Origin of the sequence: Roseateles sp. (assembly GCF_039595595.1) — a bacterium.
Taxonomy (GTDB): Bacteria; Pseudomonadota; Gammaproteobacteria; order Burkholderiales; family Burkholderiaceae_C; genus Roseateles.
This window is the reverse complement of record NZ_JBCNLG010000001.1, coordinates 71,363-89,123: the sequence shown is the minus strand read 5'-3', so window position 1 is coordinate 89,123 and position 17,761 is coordinate 71,363. Positions and strand designations below refer to the sequence as shown.

General features: G+C 70.3%; 17 protein-coding genes. 10 read left to right on the top strand and 7 right to left on the bottom strand.

Annotated elements, in window-relative coordinates:
• Positions 1-36: 36 nt before the first annotated feature.
• Genes ABDW61_RS00360 through ABDW61_RS00345 form a run of 4 tightly spaced genes read left to right on the top strand, consistent with a single transcriptional unit; the run spans position 37 to position 3,132 of the window.
• Positions 37-1,026 carry a KpsF/GutQ family sugar-phosphate isomerase gene (locus ABDW61_RS00360; RefSeq protein WP_343635052.1) on the top strand — a complete coding sequence of 330 codons (990 nt, stop codon included), beginning with the start codon at positions 37-39 and terminating at the stop codon, positions 1,024-1,026.
• Positions 1,026-1,646, top strand: a complete 621-nt coding sequence (locus ABDW61_RS00355; protein WP_343635051.1) for an HAD hydrolase family protein — start codon at positions 1,026-1,028, stop codon at positions 1,644-1,646. Before ABDW61_RS00360 ends, ABDW61_RS00355 begins: the two co-directional genes overlap by 1 nt.
• On the top strand, positions 1,646-2,359 hold the full coding sequence (lptC, locus tag ABDW61_RS00350; protein ID WP_343635049.1) for an LPS export ABC transporter periplasmic protein LptC: 714 nt from the start codon (positions 1,646-1,648) through the stop codon (positions 2,357-2,359). The genes ABDW61_RS00355 and lptC overlap by 1 nt, the downstream gene beginning before the upstream one ends.
• Positions 2,356-3,132, top strand: a complete 777-nt coding sequence (locus ABDW61_RS00345; protein ID WP_343635047.1) for an SDR family oxidoreductase — start codon at positions 2,356-2,358, stop codon at positions 3,130-3,132. The genes lptC and ABDW61_RS00345 overlap by 4 nt, the downstream gene beginning before the upstream one ends.
• A 164-nt stretch (positions 3,133-3,296) precedes the next feature.
• On the opposite strand, the gene ABDW61_RS00340 is transcribed toward ABDW61_RS00345, so the two are convergent.
• Entirely contained in the window at positions 3,297-3,788 is a 492-nt protein-coding gene (locus tag ABDW61_RS00340; protein ID WP_343635045.1) for an RNA-binding protein, read from the bottom strand.
• Between the two features lie 297 nt (positions 3,789-4,085).
• Here ABDW61_RS00340 and ABDW61_RS00335 point away from each other — a divergent pair, with 297 nt between their 5' ends.
• From ABDW61_RS00335 to ABDW61_RS00315, 5 genes are all read left to right on the top strand, one after another.
• Positions 4,086-5,015 carry a helical backbone metal receptor gene (locus ABDW61_RS00335; RefSeq protein ID WP_343635958.1) on the top strand — a complete coding sequence of 310 codons (930 nt, stop codon included), beginning with the start codon at positions 4,086-4,088 and terminating at the stop codon, positions 5,013-5,015.
• Positions 5,016-5,023: 8 nt separating this feature from the next.
• Positions 5,024-5,746: a two-component system response regulator CreB gene (gene creB, locus ABDW61_RS00330; protein ID WP_343635043.1), complete on the top strand. Its 723-nt coding sequence runs from the start codon at positions 5,024-5,026 to the stop codon at positions 5,744-5,746.
• A gap of 6 nt (positions 5,747-5,752) precedes the next feature.
• A complete protein-coding gene (gene creC, locus ABDW61_RS00325) occupies positions 5,753-7,273 on the top strand; it encodes a two-component system sensor histidine kinase CreC (protein ID WP_343635041.1) in 1,521 nt (506 codons plus the stop codon).
• 62 nt (positions 7,274-7,335) lie between these two features.
• A complete protein-coding gene (gene creD / locus ABDW61_RS00320; RefSeq protein ID WP_343635039.1) occupies positions 7,336-8,760 on the top strand; it encodes a cell envelope integrity protein CreD in 1,425 nt (474 codons plus the stop codon).
• Between the two features lie 70 nt (positions 8,761-8,830).
• Positions 8,831-10,534: a GMC family oxidoreductase gene (locus tag ABDW61_RS00315; protein WP_343635956.1), complete on the top strand. Its 1,704-nt coding sequence runs from the start codon at positions 8,831-8,833 to the stop codon at positions 10,532-10,534.
• Here ABDW61_RS00315 and ABDW61_RS00310 read toward each other — a convergent pair whose 3' ends face one another.
• The gene (locus tag ABDW61_RS00310) at positions 10,535-11,911 is read right to left on the bottom strand and encodes a leucyl aminopeptidase family protein (RefSeq protein WP_343635038.1); all 1,377 of its coding nucleotides are present in this window, start codon (positions 11,909-11,911) and stop codon (positions 10,535-10,537) included.
• 37 nt (positions 11,912-11,948) lie between these two features.
• Positions 11,949-12,359 (bottom strand): thioredoxin family protein, encoded by a 411-nt coding sequence (locus ABDW61_RS00305; RefSeq protein WP_343635036.1) that lies wholly within the window; start codon positions 12,357-12,359, stop codon positions 11,949-11,951.
• A 208-nt stretch (positions 12,360-12,567) separates the two neighbouring features.
• Between ABDW61_RS00305 and ABDW61_RS00300 the strand changes: the two genes are divergently transcribed.
• Complete coding sequence (locus ABDW61_RS00300) at positions 12,568-12,732, top strand: hypothetical protein (RefSeq protein ID WP_343635034.1); 165 nt, start codon at positions 12,568-12,570, stop codon at positions 12,730-12,732.
• A 54-nt stretch (positions 12,733-12,786) separates the two neighbouring features.
• Here the strand turns inward: ABDW61_RS00300 and ABDW61_RS00295 are convergent, their stop codons facing one another.
• The 4 genes from ABDW61_RS00295 to ABDW61_RS00280 form a co-directional block, all read right to left on the bottom strand.
• On the bottom strand, positions 12,787-15,120 hold the full coding sequence (locus tag ABDW61_RS00295) for a DEAD/DEAH box helicase (RefSeq protein WP_343635032.1): 2,334 nt from the start codon (positions 15,118-15,120) through the stop codon (positions 12,787-12,789).
• 41 nt (positions 15,121-15,161) lie between these two features.
• Positions 15,162-16,346, bottom strand: coding sequence for a hypothetical protein (locus ABDW61_RS00290; protein ID WP_343635030.1), 1,185 nt, complete (start codon positions 16,344-16,346; stop codon positions 15,162-15,164).
• Between the two features lie 72 nt (positions 16,347-16,418).
• A complete protein-coding gene (locus ABDW61_RS00285) occupies positions 16,419-16,922 on the bottom strand; it encodes a hypothetical protein (protein ID WP_343635028.1) in 504 nt (167 codons plus the stop codon).
• Positions 16,919-17,626 (bottom strand): sigma-70 family RNA polymerase sigma factor, encoded by a 708-nt coding sequence (locus tag ABDW61_RS00280; protein ID WP_343635026.1) that lies wholly within the window; start codon positions 17,624-17,626, stop codon positions 16,919-16,921. Before ABDW61_RS00280 ends, ABDW61_RS00285 begins: the two co-directional genes overlap by 4 nt.
• Between the last annotated feature and the right edge of the window lie 135 nt (positions 17,627-17,761).

Sequence of the window (17,761 nt, the reverse complement as noted above, 5' to 3'; positions counted from 1 at the left end):
TGCCGCCGAGAGCCCGCGGCTACACTTTCGCCCTGTATGACGACCCACGCTGCCCTCACCCATTCCCGCGCGCTCGATGTCGCGCGCCAGGCCCTGCAGGTCGAGGCCGATGCGCTGCTCGCGCTCGCGCCCCGGCTCGGCGACGCCTTCGAGCAGGTGGTCCGCAAGATCCTGGACAGCTCCGGCCGCGTCGTCGTGATGGGCATGGGCAAGAGCGGCCATGTCGGCCGCAAGATCGCTGCCACGCTCGCATCGACCGGCACGCCGGCGTTCTTCGTCCATCCCGGCGAGGCCAGCCATGGCGACCTGGGCATGGTCACGCCCATCGACATCGTGCTGGCACTCTCCAACTCCGGCGAGAGCGACGAGCTCAACGCCATCATCCCGGTGCTCAAGCGCCAAGGCGTGCCGCTGATCGCGATGACGGGCGGCCTGTCCTCGTCGCTGGCGCGGCATGCGGACTTCGTGCTGGACTCGCGCGTCGAGCAGGAGGCCTGTCCGCTGAACCTGGCGCCCACCGCCAGCACGACCGCGCAGATCGCGCTGGGCGACGCGCTGGCCGTCGCGCTGCTCGATGCCCGGGGCTTCCGCGCCGAGGACTTCGCCCGCTCGCACCCGGGCGGCTCGCTCGGCCGCAAGCTGCTGACCCATGTGCGCGACCTGATGCGCAGCGGCGAGGCGCTGCCGCGTGTCGACGCCGCGATGCCGCTGCTCGACATGATGCGGGTGATGTCCGACAAGGGCCTGGGCTGCGCGATCCTCACCGGCGAGGATGGCCGGGTCGGCGGCATCTTCACCGACGGCGACCTGCGCCGCCTGATCGAACGCGGCAGTGACCTGCGCGGCCTGACCGCCGCCCAGGTGATGCATGCGAACCCGCGCACGGTGTCCGCCGACGCGCTCGCCGTCGACGCGGCCGATCTGATGGAGGCGGCCCGCATCACGCTGGTCCTGGCCGTGGACGACGATCAGCGCCTGGTCGGCGCGATCAGCATCAACGACCTGATGCGCGCGAAGGTGATCTGATGAGCGCTTCCTCGAACTCGACGCAGCCCGTCATCCGTGAACTCCAGCCCGCGTTGTCCTTCCCGCCCGAACTGCTGCTGAAGGCGCAGGGGCCGGGGCTCGGCCTCAAGGCGGCGATCTTCGACGTCGACGGCGTGCTCACCGATGGCCGCATCTACATCGGCGCGCAGGGCGAGGACTTCAAGGCCTTCGCGACGCTGGACGGCCATGGCATGAAGCTGCTGGCGCAGGGCGGGATCGTGCCGATCGTGATCACCGGGCGCGATTCGCCGGCGGTGCGCCGCCGCATCGCCGACCTGGGCCTGCCGCATGCGGTCTATGGCGCGAAGAACAAGCTCGCGGCGGCGCAGCCGCTGCTCGACCAGCTCGGCCTGGATTGGGCGCAGGTCGCGGCGATCGGCGACGACTGGCCGGACCTGCCGCTGATGATCCGCGCCGGTTTCGCCTGCGCCCCGGCTCAGGCGCATGCCGAGGTCAAGGCGGTCGCGCATCACGTCACCGCGGCCGCGGGCGGTCATGGTGCCGCGCGCGAGTTCTGCGACCTGCTGCTGATGGCCGCCGGCCAGTACGCCCGGCTGCTGCACGGCCATCTGGAAACGCTGGACGGGAGCGGCCACTGATGGCGGCGCTCGCTCCGCCGCCGGCCGCGCCACGGCGCCGCGCCCAGCCGCTGCTGTGGCGCCTGCAATCGGTGCTGGCGAACTACGTGCCGCTGCTGCTGATGGCGATGCTGGCCGGCTTCACCTGGTGGCTGATCAAGAACACGCCGCAGCTCGAAGCCCCGCGCGAACGCGCCGTGCCCAAGCATGAGCCCGACTACCGCATGAATGGCTTCGAGGTCGAGCGATTCAGCAGCGATGGCCGCCTCACCGGCCGCGTGATCGGCACCGAAATGCGCCACTACCCCGACAACGACACGCTGGAGATCGACTCCCCGCAGCTGCGCGCCTACGGCAAGCAGGGCGAACTGCTGGTCGCTGACGCGCAGCGCGGGCTGTCCAATGGCGATGGCAGCGAGGTCCAGCTGCTCGGCGACGTGAAGGTCAAGCGCTACCCCGGCGGCGATCCGGCCGAGGCGCCTGACCTGGAGCTCTACGGCGAGTTCCTGCATGCCTTCGTGCTGCAGCAGCAGATCCGGTCGCATCTGCCGGCGCGCGTCGTCGGCATGGGCGGCGAGATCCAGGTCAAGAGCTTCGTCTACGACCAGGTCTCGGGCCGTCTGAACTTCAGCGGCGGCGGCCGCGCGACCTTCTCCGCGCGGCCGGGCGTCAAGCCGCCGGTGGCAACCAGACCCGCTGCCGCGGCCGCTTCCGCGCCTTCCCGCAAGCCATGAATCGACTCGTCTACATCACCGGTGCCTCGAGCGGCATCGGCCAGGCGCTCGCGCTGCAGTATTACCGCGAGGGCTGGAATCTCGCGCTCGTGGCGCGCCGCGTTGAGGACCTCAGCGCCTGGGCCGAGTCGCAGGCGCTGGCGCCTTCACGCTGGCGCGTCTATCGAGCCGACGTCAGCGACATCGAGGCCATCGCGGCCACCGGCCGGCGCTGCATCGCGGAGCAGGGGCTGCCCGATGTCGTCATCGCCAACGCCGGCATCAGCATCGGCATGGACACGGCGATCTTCGAGGACCTCGCCGTGATGCAGCGGCTGTACGCCACCAACAACATCGGCCTGGCGGCGACCTTCCACCCCTTCGTCGCGCCGATGCGCGAGCGCCGTCACGGGACGCTGGTGGGCATCGCCAGCGTCGCCGGCATCCGCGGGCTGCCGGGACATGGCGCGTACTGCTCGAGCAAGGCTGCGGTGTTCAGCTACTGCGAGAGCCTGCGCGGCGAATGCCGGCCCGATGGCGTGAAGGTCGTGACCATCGCGCCGGGTTACGTCGACACGCCGCTGACGCGCGAGAACCGCTACAGCATGCCTTTCCTGATGCAGCCGGATGACTTCGCCCGCAAGGCCTATGAGGCGATCGAGGCGGGGGCGCGGGTGCGCTTCATTCCCTGGCAGATGGGCGTCGTGGCGCGTGCCATGCGGCTGCTGCCGGGCGCGGTCTTCGACCGCCTGCTGGCGGGCCGGCCTCGCAAGCATCGCGAAGGCGAGCATTGAGCACCCGCTTCGACCGGACCGTCGATTCACCAAAAGAGGTCGACAAGAAGGGTCGATAAGAAGGGTCGACAAGAAGGGGCGGCCGAAAGGGCTCGGCCAAAAGCAAAGGGCGCTCCAAGGAGCGCCCTTCTTCATCGCGAAGCGGGGATCAACCCCGCTGTGGCTCAGTAGCCGCCGCGACCGCCGCCGTAGCTGCCGCCGCCGCCACCACCGTAGCCGCCGCCGCCGTAGCCGCCACGGCTGCCGCCGCCACCGCCGTAGCCGCCGCGGCCACCGCCGCCGCCACCACCACCGTAGCCGCCGCCACCACCGCCGCCGCCGTAGCCGCCACGGCTGCCGCCGCCGCCACCGTAGCCGCCGCGGCCACCGCCGCCGCCGCCGAAGCCACCACCGCCGCCCGGACGGTCTTCACGCGGACGAGCCACGTTGACCACGATCGCGCGGCCTTCGAGGGCCTGACCGTTCATGCCGTTGATGGCGGATTGCGCTTCGTCGTCGGTCGACATTTCCACGAAGCCGAAGCCCTTGGAACGGCCGGTCTCGCGGTCCATCATGACCTTGGCGGAGATGACGGTGCCGAATTGCGAGAATGCCTCCTGGAGCGACTCATCTCGCACGCTGTAAGCGAGGTTGCCCACGTATAGCTTGTTTCCCATGGGGGAAGCCCTTTCAAAACCAAATAACCCAATGTGCTGCTTCAACCCATCGTGAACCACTCATACGAAGGCGCTGCATTCAGGCGATCCGATTATGTGTGACAGGATTGGCGGTTCGCAACGCGTCAAGCTGGTTGTTGTTTTTCAGCTTCTGCGCACAAACCCCGAGCAGTGCCAGAAGCGTTCAACAACCGTCGCCTCCGGCGCCATTCGCATGGCAAAACAGGCTCCCGATCCCACCCGCCGCTCCTCGGTGTTTTCCACTATCCGGAGGAACCCGCGCTGAAATCGCACAACCTGGCGGAGAACGCCCCCCACAGTGCTCCGGCAGCGCCAAGTGCGCTGCGCATCGTGTCGCTGGTCCCTTCGGTGACGGAGTTGCTTTTCGCACTCGGCTTGGGTCCGTGGATGGTCGGACGCACCGGTTTTTGCATTCACCCCCGCCCGGAGGTGTCAGCGATATCAAAGATCGGTGGCACCAAGCAGGTGAATCTCAACAAGCTGAAGTCGCTCGCGCCCACCCATGTGGTGGTGAACGTCGACGAGAACCGCCTCGAGACCGTCGAAGACTTGCGCGAATTCGTGCCCAACGTGGTGGTGACTCACCCCTGTGGCCCGGAAGACAACCTGACCTTGGTCACCCAGATGGTGGAGATGGTGGAGGTTTTTGCCGCCGAACTGGGGGTCAGGTCTGAACCGCTTGGAAGAAATGTCCGGGGTCCGGACAAACCCCAGCCGCCGCTTCCTGCGTTGCCGGATGTCCCTGATCTGCGTGACCGCGCCGCGCGGCTGGCCACCGAATTGAGGTTCGAGCTCGACGCCTGCCGCGACTTCCGGCTCGCAGCCGCCGCCGGCCACCCGCACGCCGGTTCGCGCGTGCTCTATCTGATCTGGCGCGATCCCTGGATGACAGTGGCGCGCGACACCTACATCGCCCGCATGCTCGCCGAAGTCGGGTGGCTCACCTGGCCGCCGGTGGAGGGCGGCGTGTCGGGCGCGGCGCGCTATCCGGCACTGACGGGCGCCGAGCCCTGGCTCCCGGGCGTCGAGGAACTGCTGCTCAGCTCCGAGCCCTACCGCTTCGGGCCCGAGCACATCGCGCAGGCGCAGGCGCTCTGCCCGAACGCCCGGGTGCGGCTGGTCGACGGTGAATTGATCAGCTGGTACGGACCCCGCGCCGCGCAAGGGCTACGCTACCTGCGCGAACTGGCTCAAGCTCCGCGATGATCGCGCCCATGATGACGACCGCCGCCGCGAACGCCACTTCCACCCTCCCTGCCGCCGGACAGGTCCTTCTCCTGGAGGACGACCCCGCGATCGCCCAGACCGTCTGCTTCGTGCTCGAGCGCGAGGGCTACCGCGTGCGCGCCTGCGGCTGGCTGCACGAGGCCCGCGCCGCGCTGGCCGCCGCGCCGCCGGACCTGGCGATCCTCGACGTCGGCCTGCCGGACGGCAATGGCCTGGATCTCTGCCGCGAACTGCGCCAGGGGCCGCTGGCCCGGCTGCCGGTGCTCGTGCTGAGCGCCCGCAGCGAGGAGGGCGACAAGGTGTTGGGCCTGGAGCTTGGCGCCGACGACTACCTGGCCAAGCCGTTCAGCAATCGTGAGCTGGTCGCGCGCGTGCGGGCGCTGCTGCGGCGCGCGCAGGCACCCGCGGCGCCGGCCGCCGCGCCGGTGGCGGGCTTCCTGGTCGAGGCCGAGGGCTCGCGCGTGCGCTTCCACGGCGAGCTGCTGCCGCTGACGCGCCGCGAACTCGGCCTGCTGCTGCGCCTGCTGAAGGCGCCGGGCCGCATCCACAGCCGCGAGAGCCTGCTCGACGCCGTCTGGGGCCTGGACGCCGACAGCGGCGACCGCACCGTCGACACCCACATCAAGACGCTGCGCGCCAAGCTGCGCCAGGTGCGGCCGGAGTTGGACCCCATCCGCACGCATCGCGGCATGGGCTACTCGCTGGAGTGACGGCGGATGCGCCTGGGCCTGCGGCTGTTCCTCGGCTTCTTCCTGGTGGCCGGGCTGAGCGCCTTCATCCTGCTGCGCGTCGTGCTGGGCGAGTTCAAGCCCAGCGTGCGCGAGGTGATGGAGGACATGATGGTCGACACCGCCAACCTGGTGGCCGAACTGGCGCGCGACGAGCTCGCCGCGATGCCGCCTGGAGGCGACCTGACCGGCACCCGTTTCGCGCAGCGGGTGCAGGACTACAGCGAGCGGCCGATCGACGCGCGCATCCTCAGCGCCCGCAAGCGCACGCTGGACTTCCGCATCTACGTGACCGACGCGGCCGGGCGGGTGGTGCTGGACACCGGCCCGGCGCCGGCGGTCGGGCAGGACTACTCGGGCTGGAACGATGTGGCCCGCACGCTGCGCGGCCAGTACGGCGCGCGCTCGACGCTGGAGCCGCTCAATCCCTACGGCAATGCCGGCGACCTGGGCAACGGCAAGGACGCCAAGGGCAGTCCCGTCATGTACGTGGCGGCGCCGGTGCGCTCCGGCGGCCGCACGATCGGCGTGGTGACCGTGGCGAAACCGGCGGCCGCCGTGCAGCAGATCATCTCGCGCGCCGAGCGCCGCATCTGGATCGCCGGGCTCTCGCTGCTGGCGGTGTCGCTGGCGGTCGGCGTGGCGGTGACGGTGTGGATGATCCTCACGGTGCGGCGGCTGCGGCGCTACGCGCAGGAAGTGCAACTGGGCCAGCGCCAGGCGCCGCCCAAGGTGCCGGGCGAACTGGGCGACCTCGCGTCGGCGATGGACGCGATGCGCGAGCGCCTCGATGGCCGGGAGCGTCTGGAGCACATGGCCCGGGCGCTCACGCATGAGCTCAAGAGCCCGCTGGCCGCGCTGCGCGGCGCCGGCGAGCTGTTGCAGGACGAGCTCCCGGCGGCGGACCGGCAGCGCTTCGCCGCGCAGGTGGTGTCGCAGAGCGAGCGCATGACCGAACTGGTCGAGCGGCTGCTGGCGCTGTCGACGCTGGAACTGCGGCGCGGGCCCGAGCATCCGCGGCCGGTGGCCCTCGCCGAAACCGTGGACGAGGTGCTCGCCCAGCTGGACGACCGGTTGCAGCAGCAGGCGTTGACGGTGCGCTGGCAGCGGCGCGATCCGGTGCGTCTGCAGGCCGATGCCGAGATGCTGATGCTGGCGATCAGCAACCTGCTGACCAATGCGGCGGACTTCGCGCCGGCCGGCTCGGCGCTGGAGCTGCAGGTCGGCGTCGACGCGCCGTCCGGGTCGCAGGGGCGGTCTCGCGCCTTCTTCGAGCTGCGCGACCACGGCCCTGGCGTGCCGCCATCGGCCTTCGCGCAGTTGGGCGAGCGCTTCTTCTCGACGGCCCGGCCGGGCAGCCTGCGCAAGGGCTCGGGCCTGGGGCTGGCGATCGTGCGCCAGATCGCGGAGCTGCATCGCGGCGAGCTGCGCTTCGAGCCCGCGGCGCCGGGCCTGCGCGTGCGGCTGGAATTCCCCGACTTCACCGGCGCCTCACAAACTTCGTCCTGATCTCACCGCCGCTCCCGAGACTGCCGCCTTCGCTGAACTGCCGAAGGGCAAGGAGAGGAAGGATGCAAGTCAAGGCGCTGTGGTGGAAGCTGGTGATCCTGGGCGGCGTGACGCTGCTGCTGTTGATGGCGCTGATGCGGATCGGCTGGCTGGTCGACGAGCGCCAGCAGCGCCAGCGCGCGGCGGAGGCCGGTGTCGCGGCCGCGCAGGCGGGGCCGCAGGTGCTGCTCGGACCGGTGCTGCAGCGCAGCTGCTCGGAGGAATGGGAGAACGTGAGCGGCACCGGCAAGGACCTCACGCGCACGGCCGAACGGCGCGACTTCGTGCTGTCGGCCGTGCCCACCGAGCTCAGGGTCGACGGCACGCTGGACCAGGAGCAGCGCGAGCGCGGCCTGTTCAAGGTGAACGGCTACGGCGGCGAGGTCGCGCTGAAGGCAAGGTGGGCGTCGCTGGCCGCACTGACGCCGATCGCGGAGCACAAGGGCAAGCTGAGCTGTGAAGATCCGCGCGTCATGCTTGCCGTCAGCGATGCCCGGGGGCTGCGCGCGGTCACGCTCAAGCGCGGCGCCCAGACGCTCGCGGTCGAGCCTGGCACGCGCCACGAGAGCTATGCGCACGGTTTCCACGCGGCGCTGCCGGACCAGGCGCTGGATCAGCCCTTGTCCCTCGACATCGCGATCAATCTGATCGGCATGACGGACTTCGGCGTGGTCCCCGCCGCATCCGCGACGCAGGTGCGGCTGCGCTCGAACTGGCCGCATCCGAGCTTCGGCGGACGCTTCCTGCCCATGTCCAAGCGCATCGATGAAAACGGCTTCGAGGCGCAATGGCAGGTCACGGAACTCGCGACCACGGCGCCCCGCGACGTGCTCGCCGGGTTCGCGCTGCCAGGCATCGAGCGTGAGCCGCTCGACGGTCCGACCTATGCGCCGAACCCGGCGCCCGGCCGGGAGGGCAAGTCCGGCACCGTCGCCGACACGCTGGCCTTCTCGATGATCAACCCCGTGAACCCCTACGTGATGAGCGACCGCGCCATCAAGTACGGCCTGATGTTCATCGTGCTGACCTTCGTCAGCGTCGGCCTGCTGGAGCTGCTGTCCGGCCGCCGCGTCCATCCGGTGCAGTACCTGCTGGTCGGCCTGGCGATGACGCTGTTCTTCCTGCTGCTGCTGAGCCTGTCCGAGCACCTGAGCTTCGCGCTGTCCTATGGGTTGGCGGCCGGCGCGGCGATCGCGCTGCTGAGTTTCTACGGCAGCTCGATGCTGGGCTCCGCGCGCCGGGGACTGGGCTTCGGCGCGCTGGTGGCGGTGCTCTACGCGGCGCTGTTCGTGCTGCTCAACCTCGAGAAGGCCGCCTTGCTGGTTGGCGCGGTGCTGCTCTTCGCGGTGCTGGCGGCGGTGATGGCGCTGACGCGGCGGATCGACTGGTACGCGCCGATGGGGCGCACTGCGGATCTGCCGCAGCCGGAGCTCGCCGGCACTCGGTGACAACGCGGTTGCCGGGCGTGCGGGGCTCGGTCAGCATGGGTCTCCAATGACCCATCACGGACCGAGCAACATGGGCGGAGACCACCCCGGCGGCCATCCCAAGGACCCTCGCGAAGCGGCCGCTGGCCGCTTCGACTACATCATCGTGGGCGCCGGCACCGCTGGCTGCCTGCTGGCCAACCGGCTGAGCGCCGATCCGGCGCGGCGGGTGCTGCTGCTCGAGGCCGGCGGACGCGACGACTACCACTGGATCCACATTCCCGTCGGCTACCTGTATTGCATCGGGAATCCGCGCACCGATTGGCTGTTCAAGACCGAGCCCGACGCGGGCCTGAACGGGCGCAGCCTGCGCTACCCGCGCGGCAAGGTGCTGGGCGGCTGTTCCAGCATCAACGGAATGATCTACATGCGCGGCCAGTCCCGCGACTACGACGGCTGGGCCGCCGCCACCGGCGACGAGGCCTGGCGCTGGGACGCGGTGCTGCCCTTCTTCCGTGAGCACGAGGACCATTGGCGCCTGGACGGCCAGGCCGAGCGACCGCCCGGCTTCGATCCGGCGCTGCACGGGCATGGCGGGGAATGGCGCGTCGAGAAGCAGCGGCTGCGCTGGGCGGTGCTGGACGCGTTCGCGTCGGCCGCGCAGGAGGCCGGCATCCCGGCGACGCCCGACTTCAATCGCGGCAACAACGAAGGGGTCGGCTACTTCGAGGTCAACCAGCGCGCCGGCTGGCGCTGGAACACCGCCAAGGCCTTCCTGCGGCCGGTCTGCTACCGCCGCCCCAACTTCGAGATGTGGACCGGCGCCCAGGCGCAGCGCCTGCTGCTGGACGAGTCCGGCGGCGAGACGCGCTGCGCCGGGGTGCTCGTGCGGACGCCGCAAGGGCTGGAGGAAGTCCGCGTGAACGAGGGGGGCCAGGTCCTGCTGGCGGCGGGCGCGATCGGGTCGCCGCAGCTGCTGCAGCTGTCGGGCCTCGGTCCGGCGCCGCTGCTCCAGCATCACGGGATTCCCGTCGTGAAGGACCTGCCGGGCGTCGGCGCCAATCTGCAGGACCATTTGCAGATCCGCGCGGTGTTCCAGGTCGAGGGCGTCAGCACGCTCAATACGCTCGCGTCGAGCTGGTTCGGCAAGGCGCGCATCGGGCTTGAATACGCGTTGCGCCGCAGCGGGCCCATGAGCATGGCGCCATCGCAATTGGGCGCGTTCGCGCGCAGCGGTCCGGACAAGGTCTGGCCCGATCTGCAGTACCACGTGCAGCCGCTGTCACTGGAGGCCTTCGGCGAGCCGCTGCATGCCTTCAACGCCTTCACCGCGAGCGTCTGCAATCTGAACCCGACCAGCCGGGGCACGGTCGCGATCCGCAGCGCCGACGCAGCCGATGCGCCGCGGATCGCGCCCAACTACCTCAGCACCGCCGAGGACCGCGAGATCGCCGCTCGCAGCCTGCGGCTGACCCGCCGCATCGTCGAGCAGCCTGCGCTGGCCCGCTACAGGCCTCGCGAATACAAGCCGGGCGTGCAGTTCCAGACCGATGAGGAACTCGCCCGGCTGGCGGGCGACATCGCCACGACCATCTTCCATCCCGTGGGCACCTGCCGCATGGGACGCGCGGACGATGGCGATGCCGTCGTCGACAGCCGGCTGCGGGTGCGCGGCGTCCGCGGCCTGCGTGTCATCGATGCGAGCGTGATGCCGTCGATCACCAGCGGCAACACCAACTCCCCGACGCTGATGATCGCCGAGCGCGCCGCCGCCTGGCTGCGCGCCGGCGAATGATCAGGCGCCGAAACGCTCTTCGAGATAGGCCAGCAGCGTGCGGATGGTCTGGGCTTCGCCGCCGACCGGACGGCCCGGCCGCGCGATGTCGTTCCACGCGAACAGGTCGATGTGCAGCCAGTCCTGCTCCGCCGGGATGAAGGCCTCCAGGAACAGCGCGGCGTTGATCGCGCCGGCCAGCGCGCTGCGGCCGGTGTTCACGATGTCGGCCAGGCTCGAGGCGATGCCCTCCTTGTAGGGCGCCCACAGCGGCATGTGCCACATCGGGTCGTCCATCTTCAGGCCCAGATCGACCAGGTCGCGCGCCGTGTCCATGTGCTTGGCGAACAGCGCTGGCAACTGCGCGCCCAGCGCGATGCGCGCGGCGCCGGTCAGCGTGGCCAGGTCGATGATCAACTCGGGCTTGGACTCGGTGGCATAGGCCAGCGCGTCGCACAGGATCACGCGGCCTTCGGCGTCGGTGTTGCCGATCTCGATGTGCAGGCCCGCGCGCGTCTTGATGACGTCGCCCGGCCGGTAGGCGTTGCCGCTGATCGCGTTCTCCACCGCCGGGATCAGCACCTGCAGGCGCACCGGCAGCTTGAGCGCCATGATCAGCGTCGCCAGGCCCAGCGCATTGGCGGCGCCGCCCATGTCCTTCTTCATCTGGCGCATGCCATCCGCCGGCTTGATGTCCAGGCCGCCGGTGTCGAAGCACACGCCCTTGCCGACCAGCGTCAGGCGCGGATGCTTGTCGCTGCCCCAGTTCAGCTCGACCAGGCGCGGGGCGCGGTCGCTGGCGCGGCCGACCGCGTGGATCGCCGGGAAGTTCTTCTTCAGCAGGTCGTCGCCGACGATCTCCTTGAACTTGGCGCCATGCTGCTTGGCGACGACGGCGGCCGCCTTGGACAGCTCCGCCGGCCCCATGTGCTCGGCCGGCGTGTTCACCAGATCACGCACGGCCGTCATCGCGGTGGCGATCGCCAGGCCGCGCTGGCAGTCTGCGCTGTTCCTGAGCAGCAACTGGGCCGGCTGGCGCTTGCGCGGCTTGTAGAGATCAAACTGGTAGCAGCCCAGTTCCCACGACAGCGCGGCGGCTTCGTCCTGCAGGGGCAGACCTTCGGGGGAGAGGGTGTAGTCCCCCTCGGGGAGGGCTTGCGGCAGCGCCGACAGCGCGAACGGGTGGGCCGCGTTGGCCACGCCGGCGAAGACCTGGGCCAGCTTGCCGTCCTCGCCGGGCACCAGCGCGAAACTGTCCGGCGCGCCCGAGAAGCCCAGCGTCGCGAGCCACTGCTGCGTGCGCTTGGGCAGCTTGGGGGCGAGGGCCTGATAGGCGGCGCGGTCGAGCGCCAGGATGGGCGTGGCGCGAGCCACCGAGTTCTTGAATTGGACGTTCATCGAAGGAGCCGTCAAAGGCGGCGGTGAAAGAAAAAGTTCAGCAGGACTGCCGCAGACGCGACAGCAGCGCTTGAGCGGCCGCCGTGGTCCCTGCGGGGGCGGTCGGGCTGGCCGCGGACATCGCGGGATTTTCCTCGGCGGCCTGGATCAGGCGCTGCGCCGCGGCCGGGCCCGGCAGCACCGGGCCGACGAAGCAAAGCCGCTCGCCGCGGCCGATCAGGAGCGTCGGGAAGGTCTCGACCTCCAGGTCGTCGACCAACTCCGAATCGTCCTCGATGTCGACCCACAGGAAACGCGCCTCGGGATGCGACTGGCGCAGCGCCGCGAAGTCATCGCGATAGGTATCGCAGGTCCGGCACCAGGCGGCGCACAAGCAGGCGACCAGCAGGTCGGAAGCACCCGTCTTCGCGGGGGCCGGCTCCGTCGGCGAGGGGGAAGTGGCGGACATGGGGCAGGAGCTTAGCTGACTTGGATTTGCCGCGATGGCGTTCGCAACACGTCCAATGCACCAGGCTGGTGCGGCATGCGTGACGATGGCGCGAGCTTTGTTCAGATTTGTGAGGAGGCTGTCAACGCAGCGCCAACGGCCTGCGTTAGCTGGCACAAAGCGGTCATCCCCCGCTTCACGCCCCTGACAGGCAAGAAGGTCCCCGACCATGATGAAGTTCCAAACCCGTACCGAATCCCAGCCGCGCCGCCTCCCGATGCCGGAGATGGCGAATCACGACAAGGGTCGCAAGCACGAAGCCTTCGAGGTCGCCAGCCTGGGCTGCGACCGCCGCAGCGTCGCCCGCGCCCTGCGCTTCGACCGCAAGCGCTGATCCGCGACGCGGGCCCGCCCCGGCCAGGGACGGGGCCCGCCGCCGCGGCCGCCCTCAGTCCTCGTCGTCCTCGGGGGACTGAAGCGGCGCGAGCAGCCGCTCGATCTCGGCGGCGCTGAACTTCTCCAGGCGCTCCCCGCCGTCCCGGCCCAGCAGGCCATCGGCCAGCGCCCGTTTCCGGGCCTGCAGTTCGAGCATCCGTTCCTCGATCGAGCCCTCGATGGCCAGTTGGTGCACGAACACCGGCCGCGTCTGCCCGATCCGATGCGCCCGCGCATGGGCCTGGGCGTCCACCGCCGGGTTCCACCAGGGATCGACCTGGATCACGGTGTCGGCGGCCGTGAGCGTCAGGCCGACGCCCCCCGCCTTCAGACTGACCAGCATCAAGGGGGCCTCCCCCGCCTGGAAGCGCCGGACCACCTCCCCCCGCCGTCCTTCAGGGGTCTCGCCGGTGAGCTTCATCAGCGGGACCTTGGCCTGCGTCATCGCCTCCTCGATCAGATCCAGCATGCCGGTGAACTGGGAGAACACCAGGATCGTCCGCCCCTGGGCGATCAGCTCCGGCACTTTCTCGCGGATCCAGTCGAGCTTGGCGGCCTCCATGCCGGCAGGGATGTCGACACCCGGCACCAGCCGCGGGTCGCAACAGACCTGGCGCAGCTTGAGCATGGCGTCCAGCACCGACATCAGTCCGGAGCCAAAGATCTCCGACTCCTTCAGCAGACGGCGCACCAGGTGATCAGCACCGATGCGGACGCTTTCGTACAGCTGACGCTGCCGCCCTTGCAGCGCGATGCGCTGGGTCAGCACCGTCATCGGGGGCAGGTCCTTGGCGACCTCCTCCTTGAGCCGGCGCAGGATGAAGGGCCGGACCCGCATCGCCAGTTCGCGGGCGCGGCGGGCGTCGCCGGTCTGCTCGATCGGCTTGCGCCAGTGCCGCGCGAACGAGCGCGACTCGCCCAGGTAACCCGGCATCAGGAAGTCGAACTGTGTCCAGAGTTCCCCCAGGTGGTTCTCCAGCGGCGTTCCGGTGAGCACGAGCCGCTGGTCCGCCTGAAAACGGCGCAAGGCCCGCGCGGCGCGCGAGCGCGGGTTCTTCACCGCCTGCGCCTCGTCGAGCACCAGCACCGAGAACTTCGCTTTGGCCAGCGCGCGCGTCTCCCGCCACGCGAGACCGTAGCTGCACAGCAGCAGGTCGATCTGGCCGAGGCGCTTGAGCACGTCCGCGCGCTCGGAGGGATCGGACAAGGTCGCCACCCGCAGTCCGGGCGCGACCCGTGCCGCTTCGTTCGTCCAATTGAAGATCAGCGAGGTCGGCGCCACCACGAGCGCGGGCGCGGTGAGCCGCCCGGCCTGCTTCTCCACCCACAGATGAGCCAGTGCCTGCGCGGTCTTGCCCAGTCCCATGTCGTCAGCCAGGATGCCGCCGAGCTGCTGACGAGCGAGGTATTGCAGCCAGGCCAGGCCCTGCAATTGATAGGGTCGCAGGACGATGCCCAGGCCCTGCGGCGGCTCGAACACGGGAGGCGGGCCGGCATCGCGCAGGCGCTCCCACATCGTCCGCAGCTCGTCGGCGCCATAGACCTGCCAACGGCTGTCGGGCACGTCGAGCGCGGCCAATCGCGCGGCCTCCCAGGACGTCAGCTTCACCGGGCCGCGACGCGAGCGCTGGGCGACCAGCACGTCCAGCAGATTGAGCATCAACCGCTTCAACGGGGCGGCCGTCGAATGCAGCCGGCGGCCGCCCGGCGCCTTGAGGCTGACGATGGCGTCGTCGTCAATGTTCGAGATCGCATCGGCATAGAGCCAGCGGCGATCCTTGCGCAGCAGGTCCCAGATCATCGGCGCGAGGTCCACGCGCTGCCCTTGCACCGTGACGCCTAGGCTCAGCATCCACGAGCCCTTGCGGCGCGACAGCCCCAGCGTCGGCAAGCGGTCGCCCTGACCCGGTGCGATCGCCGCCTGAACGTCGTAGGGCGTGTCGTCCTCGGGCTGCATCTCCAGCGACCAGGCGTCGATGGCCACGCTGTGGTGCGCGAATCCGGGCAGGACCTCGACCTCCCAGCCGAGCTGGCGCAGCCGCGGCACCTCGTCGGCGGCGAAGTCGGCGAACAGATCCTCCTGTTCCAGGGTCCAGCACGGCGTCAGGCCGCGGCCGAATGAGGCGTCGCGCCACTGCATCATGTCGGCGTCCACCGCGTGCAAGGGCAAGGTCTGCCACTGCTCGAGCGCCGCCGGCGAGGCCGGCCAGCGTTCGAGCCGCAGCAGCGACACGCGGTCGCCGCGCGGCCCGAGCTTCCCGTGCGGCCGCATGCCCAGTAGCCCGTCACCGCGCGTCAGCGTCTGCAGGATCAGCTTGGGGGGCGGGGAAGACGGCGGCGCGCTCATGGGCGGTCATTGTCGTCGCCCGCCACAGGGCGGCATTCCGCTCAACCTTCCTTGGCTTCCTTGCCTTCCTTGCCCTCCTTCGGCGCGCGCGGCTTGGGAAGGCCGGTCTTCGAGAAGTCCGCCGGCACCCGCATCAGCGCGGCATCCGGCTCGCCGCGCCGGATGTTGCGCAGTTGATAGTTCTGCTCGCCGCTGCGTGGATCCTTGTTCTGGACGCTCACGGTGACCTTCAGCTCGGGCGAGGCCCAGACCTCGCGCGACACGAGGATCGGTCTTTCATTGCCGATCTTGCCGGCAGGAATCGTCGCGGTGGTGCGCGTGCCCGTGAGCTTCAGTCCGTCGACCTCACGGGGCGGCAAGGTCTCGCTCTGGGCGCGCTCACCCGACACCGAGAGCGGATCCATCCGCATCGCCACCGCCGCTGGGATGGGCGGCATCGGGGCCAAGTCGCCGACCGGCGCTTCCACCCGGATCACTCGCACGCCCTGACCGGCTTCGCCCGGCGCGATCACCACGGCGGCCGGCGCCTGGGGCGCGGCTGGCGGCGCGGGAGGCTTCGGGGCTTCCACCTTGGGCGCGGGCTCCCCGCCGTTGAAGGCTTCCTTCACGCGCTCGCCATGCTCGCGCGCCCACTCGCGCATCTTGCTGGCGTACTCGCGGACGCGGCCGTTGTACTCGCGCATCTTCTCGTTGTAGTCGCGCATGCGCTCGCCGTACTCGCGCTGGGCCTCGGCGCCAGCGCGGCCGCCGCCCAGAAAGCGCGCGGACTTGCGTTCGGGATCGAGCAGCCAGTTCTCGCCGCTCACCGGGTCCCGGAGATAGACAAGCCGCTGGCCTTGGCGTTCCACCTCCTGCCGCGTGCGCCCTTCGCCGTCGCGGCACATCTGGCCGCTCTGCTGGTGAACGATGCGGTTGCCGTCGGCCAGCGGCTGGACGGTTTCGTGCACCGCCTGCGCGCAGTAGGGGGCGCCCTTGACGACCCGCTCGGACATCAGCAGGTGGGTGGCGACGCCCGATTCCGCGATCAGCGCCGAGATGTCGGGCACGGGCGGCACGGGCGGCGTGGGCGGCACGGGCGGGACGAACGAGGGTGGTGCCAGAGGCGCCGGCTGGGGCGAGTGCTTCGGCTGCGGCGCCGGCCGCGGATCCGGATCCGGCGAGGCGGGCAGGGCGTGGACCGAGGCGGCGGCCAGCGCCAGAGTGACGGCGGTGAGTGAGGTCTTCATGGCGGTCTCCAGGGAAGAGGCGGGAGGCAATGCGAATGAGAGGAAGCGGGTGGATCGGGGCAGTGAGGTCGATCAAGGGATCACGCGCATCGCGAGCACGTCACCCGAGGCATGCACGAGCAGCTCCGCCCGCACCGGCGCGGCGGCGTCCGCGGGGTCGTAGGGGAGACCGAGCAGCGCCAGCCTTTCGCGCGAGACTTCCGCCGGCACCAGCCAGGCAGTGCCGGCGCCCGCCTTCTCATAGGCGGCCCAGCGTTCGGCCGGCACCAGCACGATGAAACTGCTGCCGGTGTTGCCGAGCACCGTCGCGCCAGACTCGCCCGGGGGCGCCGAGCCCAGCAGCCACACGCACGCGACCAGCACCGAGGCGCAGAGCGCCGGCCCTGCGAGCGCCCAGCGCCAGCGGCTCGACGATCGGCCGCGCTGCGCCACGGCGAATTGCCGTCTCATCGCGGCCAGCGCCGCGTCATCGCGCTCCGGCGACGGTGAGCGCTGCCGCAAGTCCTGAGCCACGGCCCACAGCCAGTCGGCCAGGCGCGCGGTGCGGGGCGGGGATGCGTCGGAGGTCTTCATCATGCGGACTTCGAAGAACGTTCAAGAGCGGCGCCGGCCGGTGCGGACGGACGCTCGCCGTCCTGCAGCGAGGCCAGCAGGCGAGCGCGGCCGCGATGCAGGCGCGTGCGCAAGGTGTTGAGCTCGATGCCGGCGATGCGCGCGGCTTCGGCGTAAGCGCGCTCCTGCAGGTCGACCAGCACCACGGCTTCACGAAAGGTCCAGGGCAGTGCCTGAAGCGCCGTCCACACACGTGCTTGGTCCTGCGCGCGCACGAGTTGCTGCTCAGGGGCTTCGGCATGCTCGCCGTGGAGGCCTTCGCCGGAGTCGTCGTCCTCATGCGCCACCGGCAGATCGCGCCAGCGCGCCAGCAAGTGGTGACGTGCCATGCCGGCCAGGTAAGCCCCGAGCGCTCCTCGCCCGGCGTCCCAGCCCTCCGGCTTTCCAGCGAACTGGACAAAGGCTTCCTGCATCGCGTCCGCCGCCCAGTCGGGCTGACCGCACAGCGCCAGCGCGTAGCGGAAGACACCGGGTGATTCGCTGCGGTACAGCGGCTCCAGCGCGCTCGCATCCCCGTCGCGCAGCCGCCGGACCAGCGCTTGGCTCGCCGCGGCTGCCTCGGCAGGCGATCCGGCAGCGCCCTCGGACGTGTCTTCGCGAGCGCTCCTGGGCGCCGAAGGCGAGGAGAGCGAGCGGGCACGGCCGGCCAGTCGGTTCCAGAAGCTCATGGCGCGATCGATGGAGTCGTGGGGCGCAGCATGACCGTATTGCGCCGGGGGCGCCGAAAGTTCCCGGTTTCCATCGAAGAATTCGTCCAGCGGTTCGAAGCCGGCCCCGCGAAGCTGGCGATCCTGCCCCTTGTT